Annotated in this window: 8 protein-coding genes; 1 reads left to right on the top strand and 7 read right to left on the bottom strand. The window is 66.1% G+C overall.

The genetic code is table 11. The annotated features are described in order from the left end of the window. The 7 genes from EGJ34_RS18965 to EGJ34_RS18995 form a co-directional block, all read right to left on the bottom strand. The coding region (locus EGJ34_RS18965; RefSeq protein WP_185750251.1) for a BatA domain-containing protein at positions 1–649 on the bottom strand (649 nt) is incomplete at its 3' end. 2 nt (positions 650–651) lie between these two features. Further along, the gene (locus tag EGJ34_RS18970) at positions 652–1,542 is read right to left on the bottom strand and encodes a DUF58 domain-containing protein (protein WP_125362012.1); all 891 of its coding nucleotides are present in this window, start codon (positions 1,540–1,542) and stop codon (positions 652–654) included. Between the two features lie 7 nt (positions 1,543–1,549). Continuing rightward, positions 1,550–2,536: a MoxR family ATPase gene (locus EGJ34_RS18975; protein WP_125362013.1), complete on the bottom strand. Its 987-nt coding sequence runs from the start codon at positions 2,534–2,536 to the stop codon at positions 1,550–1,552. Between the two features lie 14 nt (positions 2,537–2,550). Then, positions 2,551–3,252, bottom strand: coding sequence for a DUF4159 domain-containing protein (locus tag EGJ34_RS18980; protein ID WP_125362014.1), 702 nt, complete (start codon positions 3,250–3,252; stop codon positions 2,551–2,553). A gap of 13 nt (positions 3,253–3,265) precedes the next feature. Continuing rightward, a complete protein-coding gene (locus EGJ34_RS18985) occupies positions 3,266–4,600 on the bottom strand; it encodes a TldD/PmbA family protein (protein WP_125362015.1) in 1,335 nt (444 codons plus the stop codon). Positions 4,601–4,620: 20 nt separating this feature from the next. After that, positions 4,621–6,255 (bottom strand): TldD/PmbA family protein, encoded by a 1,635-nt coding sequence (locus EGJ34_RS18990; RefSeq protein WP_125362016.1) that lies wholly within the window; start codon positions 6,253–6,255, stop codon positions 4,621–4,623. A gap of 23 nt (positions 6,256–6,278) precedes the next feature. Then, on the bottom strand, positions 6,279–7,907 hold the full coding sequence (locus EGJ34_RS18995) for a TldD/PmbA family protein (RefSeq protein WP_185750250.1): 1,629 nt from the start codon (positions 7,905–7,907) through the stop codon (positions 6,279–6,281). 141 nt (positions 7,908–8,048) lie between these two features. Between EGJ34_RS18995 and EGJ34_RS19000 the strand changes: the two genes are divergently transcribed. Then, a partial coding sequence (locus EGJ34_RS19000; protein WP_125362017.1) for a DUF938 domain-containing protein occupies positions 8,049–8,266 on the top strand: 218 nt, incomplete at its 3' end.

Below are 8,266 nucleotides of genomic sequence, written 5' to 3' on the forward strand. Positions count from 1 at the left end.
GCGCCGGCGCGGAGGGCTGCCCGCTCCAGGCCTGTTGCAGGGCGTCCAGTACGCGCTGGCCCTGTGCGTCGGCGGCTGCACCGGCCACGCGTAGCGCCGGTGCCACCGCGGCCGTTGCAGGCGCGGGTAACGGATGGCGCACGACGCGCCAGCTCACTGTGCGCGACAGCCGCGCACGTTCGCCATCCAGTCCCGGCATTGGATCAGGTACATGCACGGTCAGCGCAGCACCGGCAGGAATGGCCTGATCCAGCTCGCGCAGCAGGCTGGCCAACGGCAGCGGGCCCGCAGGCGGCGCTTCGTCCAGTGACGGAAAACCCGGCGCGAGCCAACGCCCTTCGGTGCCTTCATCCAGCGCCGGTGGGCTCAGTCCGGGGGCGACTACCACCCACGGTGCGGTCTGCGGGGGAGTACCGTGCAGCAGCGGACGCGCAAGCAGCAGCGCCAACACCGTCAGCAACAGCAGGCGCACCAGCAGCAGCGGCCACTCATCGAAACGGATGCGCTGCTGCGGCTTTGCCTTGGCCTGCAGCCAGCGCAGCGCCGCAAAGTCGAGCGGCGCGTAGTGATGTCGACGGGCCAGGTGAATCAGCAAGGGCACCACCAGCGCTGCCAAGGCCAGCAGCCCCAGCGGGAACAACAGCGACAGGCTCATCGCGCGCTCCCCGCCAGCTGGCGCAGCGGCGCGTCCAATGGCTGGTCGGTATGGGTCACCACGTGGGCGATGCCGCCACGCTGCAGGCGCGCCTGCAGCACCGCCTGCGCTTCGGCAAAGCGGGTCAGGTAGTCGGTACGGATCGCGCGGCCATCGCCGAGCAGTTCCTCACCGGTTTCCGGATCGCGGAAGCGATGCCCATCGGTAAACGGGAAATCACGCTCGTCGGCCGTGAGTACCTGCACCTGCATCACGTCGCGACGGGCGGCGGCCAAGCGCTCCAGCAGCACAGTGCACGCGTCGTCGAAGCCATCGCCCAGCGCGACCAGCAGGTCGGTGGACTGTACGCGTTCCCAGACTGGACGCAGAGCGTCCGCCGCAGGCCAGCAGCCCTGCGCGCGCAGGCGATGCAGCAGCAGATGGATGCGGTCGCGCTGGCGTGCGCCGCTGCCGGCAGCCACCACCTGCACGCCGTCGCCATTGACCGTGATCAACCCGAAGCGGTCGCCCTGCTGCAGGGCCAGTTCCACCACGCAGGCGGCGGTGGCGTTGATGTGGTCCAGGCGCGAGCGTCCTGGATTGGCGAGGTCACGCTGGTCGGCCGATGCCGTGGCATCCACCAGCAGCCACACCGTGACCGGGCTCTCGCGCTCTGACTCGCGCACGAAGAAGCGGTCAGAGCGGGCGTACAGCTTCCAGTCGATCTGGCGCAGCTCGTCACCGGGCTCGTAGGCCCGGTACTGCGCGAACTCCAGCCCGGCCCCGCGACTGCGGCTGGCATGCTGGCCGATGCCCTGCGCGCCGCTGGCACGACGCGGCAGCAGCCGCAGCGTCTTCAAGCGGCTGCGGACGTCGGCCGGGATCGCAATCGGGGCGTGCGTGCTCACCACGTTCTCAGGCGGGGAAAGGCACGGCCTGCAGCAGCGCGGCGATCACATCGTCGGCGCTTTTCTGTTCGGCTTCAGCAGCGAACGAAAGCAGCACGCGGTGGCGCATCACCGGGGCGAGCAGCGCCTGCACGTCGTCGCGGGTGGCGGCGAAGCGCCCCTGCAGCAGCGCACGCGCCTTGGCCGCCAGCACCAGCGACTGCCCGGCGCGCGGGCCTGCGCCCCATTTGATCCAGTGGTTCACCGCCTGCGGTGCGCCATCACCCGGGCGGCTGGCACGTACCAGCCGGGTGATCCAGGCCAGCACGTCTTCGCTCACATGCACCTGGCGTACCGCCGCCTGCAGGGCCAGTACATCGTCTGCTTCCAGTACCTTCGGGACCTTCGCGCTGGCACTGCCGGTAGTCTGCACCAGGATGTCGTGTTCTTCCTGCTCGGTCGGATAGTCCACCCGCACATGCAGCAGGAAGCGGTCCAGCTGCGCTTCCGGCAGCGGGTAGGTGCCGGCCTGTTCGATCGGGTTCTGCGTGGCCAGCACGAAGAACGGTGCGGGCAGGGCGTAGGTGGTGCCGGCGTAGCTGACGGTGCGTTCCTGCATCGCCTCCAGCAGTGCCGCCTGGGTCTTGGGCGGGGTCCGGTTGAGCTCGTCGGCCAGCAGCAGGTTGGTGAAGATGGGACCCTGCTGGAAGCGGAAATGCCGATGCCCCGTTCCGTGGTCTTCCTCCAGCAATTCGGTGCCCAGGATGTCGCTGGGCATCAGGTCCGGGGTGAACTGCACGCGCCGGAACTGCAGTTCCAACGCCTGGCCCAGCGAGCGCACCAGCAGGGTTTTGCCGAGCCCCGGTGCGCCTTCCAGCAGCACGTGGCCACCGGCCAGCAGGCCGATCAGCAGCTGCTCGACGACCGCGTGCTGGCCCACCACGGCCTGGCCCAGTGCCTCGCGCAACGGCTGCAGCTTGGGCAGGAGATCATCAATCCGGCTGTCGGTATTCATTTGGTACTCGCTATCTAGTTGTTCAACGCATACATCACGATGTTGACCGCAAACCGTGTGTTGTCCTCAGCCAGGAATCGCTTGTTGCGCCAGTCGTAGTCCCACTCGCAACCGTAGTCCTTGTTGCTGTACAGCACGCCCAGTCGCCCGTCCACCTCGATGCCCTTCAGATAATCGTGCACGAGGTCATCGCCCCAGCCATTGAGCTCGAAGCCCGTGGCCGGCGGTCCGTCTGGAAAGCGGAAGAAGCTGCGATAAAGCGCGTGATTGTTGGGCAGCTTTTTCAACGCCGAAGGCCCGAACAGCTTGGCCATCTGCGCCTCGAATGACTTGGCGAACAAGCCATCAATGTCGTGGTTGCAGTCATCCACGAATACAAAGCCGCCGTTGCGTACATAGCGCACGAAGTTCTGCCGCTCGGCAGCATTGAACTCCACCAGCTTGTGCCCGGCCAGGTAACAGAACGGTGCCTCCAGCATGCGCGGGTCCGACAGCGCGATCACATGCTCGGTCGGGTCCACCCGCAGCGTGGTGTAGTCGATCAGCGAGGTGATCACATTGGACGGCATGCGAGCATCCACGTCCCAGTCGCCGGAGTCGTACTTGAGCCGGGTGAACCAGAAGTCGTAGCGCCCGGCCTGGGCGCGGGCGAACGAGGGCAGTGCCGCCAGTGCGGCACCGCCCACGAGCAGACGCAGGAACTGCGCCCGGTTCATGCCGGTGCGGTCATCAGACCGCGTCGGACAGCGAGGTGAAGGTGAAGTCGCGCAGCTTCATCGGCGGAATCATCATCACGAAGCTGGACTCGTCACCCGCCACGCGCACCGGCTTGCCCAGTTCTTCGATGTTGTTGAGCATGATCACCGGCGACTCGTTGAAGCGGAAATTCTTCACCGGGTGCTTGATCTGGCCGTTCTCGATGTAGAACGTGCCGTCGCGGGTCAGGCCGGTCAGCAGCACGGTCTGCGGGTCGACCATGCGGATGTACCAGGTGCGGGTGACCAGAATGCCTTTCTGGGTGCCGCGGACCAGCTCGGCGGTGCTCTTTTCTCCACCGCTCATCAGCAGGTTGCCCGGCGTCGCCTTGGCGGTCTTGCCCTGCTTCTGCGCCCAGAAGCGCGAGTAATCCAGATTGGCGACCTTGCCGTTCTCGATGATTGCCATGCGCTCGCGCGGCAGGCCGTCGTCGTCCCACGGCAGCACCGGGGCCTCGGGGTGCCACGGGTCGGCAAACATGGTCACGCGCGGGTCGTAGACCTGCTCGCCGAGCTTGTTGCCGCCGCCCTTCTTCGACAGGAAACTGCGGCCTTCATCGGCCGAGCGCGCGCTGAAGAAGTTCATCATGAAGCTGATCAGGCCGGCCGCGGCGGCGGGTTCCAGGATCACGGTGTACTTGCCTGGCTCCAAGGCCTTGGCTTCGGCGGACTCGGTCGCCTTGCGCATGGCGATGCGCACATCCTGGTCGGCCTTGAAGTCGGCGGCATCCTTCAGGTTGCGGCCGACCCAGCCCGAACCACGGCCGTCTTCGGTGCGCACCGTGCAGGTGTAGTCGAAGCTGGTGGCGCGCTGGTAGGCGAAGTTGCCGTTGCTGTTGGCGGTGGCATAGAAGCCCTGGCTGTCCTCAAGGAAGCCGGCGGCGACCAGGCCGTTGCCACGGCAGGGGGCGATCGAATCGGCGGCGACCTTGGCGCGGAACGCCGGATCGATCGCCGCGGTGGAGTCACTGAAAGTCGGGCTGGCTTTGTAGGTCTGCTTGCCGATGGCCGGCATGAACTCCGGGTTTTCCGGGGCCAGGCGGGCCAGGTCTTCGGCACGGCGGACCACGCGTTCCAGCGCGGCGTCGTCGAACTCGTTGATCGAGGCGGTGCCTACGCGCTTGCCGAAGGCCACGGTCACGGCCAGTTCGGTGTCATCCACGATGCCGCTGGTGGAGACATTGTTCAGTGCAAAACGGATGTTGCCTTTGAGGTTGCCGGTCAGCGCGGCGGTGCACTCGTCGGCCTTGGACAGCTTGATGACCTTGTCGAGGATGGCCTTGGCCTGGGCTTCGGTGAAGATACTCATGTATAGGGGCTCCTGACCGGTCAGCCGAGGCTGCGGGCGGTGTTGATGACGTTGATGCCGTTGAAGCGGGCGGTGGACGAGCCGTGCGAGACCGCCGAGACCTGGCCCGGCTGGCCCTTGCCGTCGAAGAACGAACCGCCCAGGCGGTAATCGGACTCATCGGCCACGGCTGCGCAGGCATTCCAGAACTCCGGGGTGCGGATCTGGTAGGCCACGTCCTCGATCATGCGGGTGATCTGGCCGTTCTTGATCTCATAGAACAGCTGGCCACCGAACTGGGCGTTGTAGCGCTGCTGGTCGATCGAGAACGAACCGTCACCAATGATGTAGATGCCGTTCTCCACGTCCTTGATCATGCTGGCCACGCTCAGCGGGGTCTTGCCCGGGGCCATCGAGACGTTGGCCATGCGCTGGAACTGCACGCTCGACCACGAGTCGGCATAGCAGCAGCCATCCGATTCGGTCTTGCCCAGGATATGAGCCTGGTCGCGGATGGTCTGGTAGTCCACCAGCTTGCCGTTGCTGATCAGGTCCCAGCGCTTGGTCTTGACGCCTTCGTCGTCGTAGGCGACCGCGCCGAGGCTGCCCGGCTGGGTCTTGTCGGCGAAGATGTTGACCAGCTCGCTGCCGTACTGGAAGCGCTGCTCGCGCTTGTCCAGGGTGGCGAAGCTGGTACCGGCGTAGTTGGCTTCATAGCCGAGCACGCGGTCCAGTTCCAGCGGGTGGCCAACCGACTCATGGATGGTCAGCCAGGTGTGCGACGGGTCGAGCACCAGGTCGTACTTGCCCGGCTTGACCGACGGAGCCTTCAGTTTCTCCTGCGCCTGCTTCGCTGCGGCGATGGCGTCTTCCTTCATGTCGTAGGACGAACCATAGTTCACCACGCCGTTCGGGGTCAGCACCTTGCCGGCGGCTGCGCCATCGAGGTACTCATAGCCCATGCCCATCGGCGCGGACAGCCCTTCGCGCGTACGGAACTTGCCGCTGGCCTTGTCGATGGCGGTCACCGTCATCGGGGCCCAGATGCGATGCACGTCCTGGTCGATGTACGAACCGTCGGTGGAGGCGAAGTACTTCTGCTCGTTGACCAGGAACAGCATCGAATTGACGAAGCTGGCCCCGGCACCGATCGCCGCGGCATTGACGTCCAGCAGCAGCTCGACCTTGTCCTTGATCGGCACTTCCATCGCGTTCTTGCGGATCGGGGTCTTCCAGCTCACCTCACCCACGCCCGGGGTGGCAGCCAGCTGGACCGGTGCGGTCTGCACGCCGGCGTTGGCTTTGGCGATGGCGACCGCCTGCTGCGCGGCCTTGGCCACGTCGCCCGGGCCGAGCTGGTTGGTGGCGGCAAAGCCCCAGGCACCGTTGACGATCACGCGGATGCCGACACCGGTCGATTCGGTGTTGACCACGTTCTGCACCTTGTCTTCGCGGGTGATCACGAACTGGCGCAGGTAGCGGCCGATGCGCACGTCGCAGTAGGTGGCTCCGCCCTGGCGGGCAGCGGCCAGGGCGGCGTCGGCCAGGCGCTTCTTCAGCGCCGGGTCGAGCGTGCTCTGCAGCTGCTCGGCGGCGATCACCTTGCCGAAGAACGACGGCACGATCAGGCCGCCTGCGGTAAGCCCTGTCAGGGCAAGAAAGTCACGTCTTTGCAAGGCAGTTCTCCGTGTGATCGCACTCAGCCCAGGCTTCGCGCGGTGTTGATGATGTTGATGCCATCAAATCGTGTGGTCGACGAACCGTGCGAGACCGCCGAAACCTGCCCGGGCTGCCCCTTGCCGTCGAAGAAAGAGCCGCCGAAGCGGAAGTCGCGCTCGTCGCAGATCGCACTGCAGGCGTTCCAGAACTCGGGCGTGCGGATCTGGTACGCCGCGTCCTCGACCATGCCGGCGATCTGGCCGTTCTTGATCTGGAAGTACAACTGGCCGCCGAACTGCGCGTTGAAGCGCTGCTGGTCGATCGAATACGAGCCGCGGCCGTGGATGTAGATGCCGTTCTCCACGTCCTTGATCATGTCGGCCACGCTCAGCGGGGTCTTGCCCGGAGCCAGCGAGACATTGGCCATGCGCTGGAACTGCACGCTGGACCACGAGTCGGCATAGCTGCAGCCATGCGATTCGTTCTCGCCCAGCAGATGCACTTCATCGCGGGTGGCCTGGTAGTTGACCAGGATGCCGTCCTTGACCAGGTCCCAGCGCTTGGTCTTGACCCCTTCGTCGTCGTAGCCGACCGCGCCCAGGCTGCCCGGGGCGGTTTTGTCGGCGAAGAAGTTGACCCGTTCGCTGCCCCAGCGGTAGCCGGCGTCGCGCTTGTCCAGGGTGGCGAAGCTGGTACCGGCGTAGTTGGCCTCGTAACCCAGCACCCGGTCCAGTTCCAGTGGGTGGCCGACATTCTCGTGAATGGTCAGGAACAGGTTCGACGGGTCCAGCACCAGGTCGTACTTGCCCGGCTTCACTGACGGGGCCTTGAGCTTCTCGCGTGCATGGCGCGCAGCGGCAATCGCATCCTCGACCGGGTCGTAGGAGTCGCGGTAAGCGGTGATGCCACCAGGCAGGGCGATCTTGCCGCTGGCGTCGCCGTCGAGGAATTCATAGCCCATGCCCATCGGCGAGGACAGCCCGGCGCGGGTGCGGAACTTGCCGCTGGCCTTGTCGATGGCCGTGGCGGTGAACGGCAGCCAGATGCGGTGCACGTCCTGGTCGATGAAGGAGCCGTCGCTGGAGGCGAAGTACTTCTGCTCGTTGACCAGGAACAGGGTGGAGTTGATGAAGTTCGCGCCGGCGTTCAACGCTGCGGCGTTCAGACTGAGCAGCAGGTCCACCTTCTCCTGCACCGGCACGGCCATGGCGTTCTTGCGGATCGGGGTCTTCCAGCTGACCTCGCCCACGCCCTTGACCGGAGCCAGCTGCACCGGCCTGGTCTGCAGGGTGGCGTTGGCGCGGGCGATGGCCGCGGCCTGGTTGACCGCCGCCAGTACAGCGGCCGGGGTCTGCTCGCGGGTGGCGGCGAAACCCCAGGCCCCATTGACGATCACCCGGATGCCGATGCCCGAAGACTCTCTGTTGGTGACGTTCTGTACCTGCGCCTCGCGGGTGATCACCGCCTGGTTGAGGTAGCGGCCGATGCGCACGTCACAGTAACTGGCCCCGGCGCGCTTCGCGGCCGCGAGTGCGGCCTCGGCCAGCACCTTCCTGCGGCCCACGTCGCCCGGCTCCAGCAGCTGCTCGGCAGCGATCAGCCGCGCGTGCGGCAGTATCAGGCCAGCCAGGCCCATCCCAGACAGGGTCAGAAACTCACGACGTTGCACAGCAGGCGGTTCCCCAGCAGCGGTTTTGGGCCAAAGCCGTCAACCTTGGACGAGTCCCCGACTTTCAGGGGAGCGCCGGGAGTGGCACAAGTGACTCCGGTCATGGTTCGATGTGCGCTGTAACCGCAATCTGCAACTGACATGACCCAACAGCGATGGTCCGAGGCCTGCGAGCGCAACCGCGACCCGATCCTGGCCGAACTGCGCCGGCATCTGCAGGAGCACCAGCGGGTGCTGGAGATCGGCAGCGGCACCGGCCAGCACGCCGCCTACTTTGCCCAGCAGCTGCCGCATCTGCTCTGGCAGGCCAGCGACCATCCGGACTATCTGCCCGGCCTTGCCGAGCGCCTGGCCGAGGC

The organism is Stenotrophomonas sp. 278, assembly GCF_003935715.1.
Lineage (GTDB): Bacteria > Pseudomonadota > Gammaproteobacteria > Xanthomonadales > Xanthomonadaceae > Stenotrophomonas > Stenotrophomonas maltophilia_AH.

Excerpts from the sequence above, each read along its gene's own strand:
- EGJ34_RS18985 (WP_125362015.1), bottom strand. The coding sequence starts at position 4,600 with ATGAGTATCTTCACCGAAGCCCAGGCCAAGGCCATCCTCGACAAGGTC.
- EGJ34_RS18975 (WP_125362013.1), bottom strand. The coding sequence starts at position 2,536 with ATGAATACCGACAGCCGGATTGATGATCTCCTGCCCAAGCTGCAGCCG.
- EGJ34_RS18980 (WP_125362014.1), bottom strand. The coding sequence starts at position 3,252 with ATGAACCGGGCGCAGTTCCTGCGTCTGCTCGTGGGCGGTGCCGCACTG.